General features: G+C 66.2%; 1 protein-coding gene. It reads right to left on the bottom strand.

Going from position 1 to position 1,111, the window contains the following annotated elements; translation table 11 throughout:
- Positions 1 to 521 precede the first annotated feature (521 nt).
- Positions 522 to 851 carry a DUF4190 domain-containing protein gene (locus DKL51_RS06750; RefSeq protein WP_109947328.1) on the bottom strand — a complete coding sequence of 110 codons (330 nt, stop codon included), beginning with the start codon at positions 849 to 851 and terminating at the stop codon, positions 522 to 524.
- Positions 852 to 1,111: the final 260 nt, after the last annotated feature.

Below are 1,111 nucleotides of genomic sequence, written 5' to 3'. Positions count from 1 at the left end.
CCGGATCGAACGGACCTACCACCGCCGCCGACGGCAACGACGCCTCGGCAAGCTCACCCCGATCGAGTTTGAGACAATCAACAGGCCCGCACACGCGGCCTGAACCATTCAACCCCGCGAGTCAACCGAACCCGGGGCAGTCCCGAGGTTGGCATCCGCCACCTCGAAACGCCCGCCGTCCAGCTCGCCCCGGGCCAGCCAGTACCGGCGCAGACCCATCTGGGTCGCCTCTATTCGAAACGCTCCGCTCACGCCACGCCGCCTCGCAACCACCTGCCGGCCGAGCACCATACCGCGATGACGGCAGGCTGCGTCCATGGGGACTCCGTGAACGCACTCTTCTCGGCAGAGTGGAACGTGTCCGCGCACGCCGGCCAGCGGCATGACGGACATCTCCAGCGTGGTGAGTCGAACCGACCAAATGGCCGGCGAGGAGCAGTCGGAGGGCCAAGATGTGACCAGGCCCGGTCGGAACCACGGTTGCCGTATGACCAGGGATTCGAAGCCGTCGGGCCTGACCGTTACCTCCCGGCAGTAGAGCCGACGATCATCGTGCCCACAAAGCCGCACCAGACGAGGACGAACAGCCCGTAGATGGCGGTGAAGATCCATCCGACCACGAGGCCGGCGGTGGCAAGCTCAACCCCGCGTTCGCCTGTCTGGGCGATCTGCTTCTTGGCCTTGTTGCCAAAGTAGATGCCCAGCGGCGGGAACACCATCGCGCCAAAGACCAGCGCGAGGATCGCGTACATGTTGACCGGCGGAGGGTACGCATAGGGCGGATAGGGCGGGTAGCCCGGCGTCGGGCCTGGCGCAGGTGGGGGTTGCTGACTCGGCGGCTGGTCGGTCATGTTGCCCTCCGGACGGGTGGCGGCTACCTCCACAGTGTGAAGGAGCCCGCAAGCGGGCCGCAGGAAGCACTTTCACGCCACGTCTCCGTGGCGCTGACAGCCCGAGGACATCAACAACGGCGGGCGCGCGGATAGCGGCTACTTAGAGACTTCCTGCAGGATCGATGTCCGGCCAGACTCGGTCCAGGTGCTCGGCGAGACGCTCCCACATTGCGGCTGCCCACCGGTGTCATTGGTGTGGCTCTCTCATGGCCTGCGGT

It is taken from the genome of Micromonospora globispora (assembly GCF_003857015.1).
Classification (GTDB): Bacteria; Actinomycetota; Actinomycetes; order Mycobacteriales; family Micromonosporaceae; genus Micromonospora; species Micromonospora globispora.
This window is presented reverse-complemented; position numbering and strand designations above follow the sequence as displayed.

Coding starts and splice junctions, on each gene's coding strand:
- DKL51_RS06750 (WP_109947328.1), bottom strand. CDS start 851: ATGACCGACCAGCCGCCGAGTCAGCAACCCCCACCTGCGCCAGGCCCG.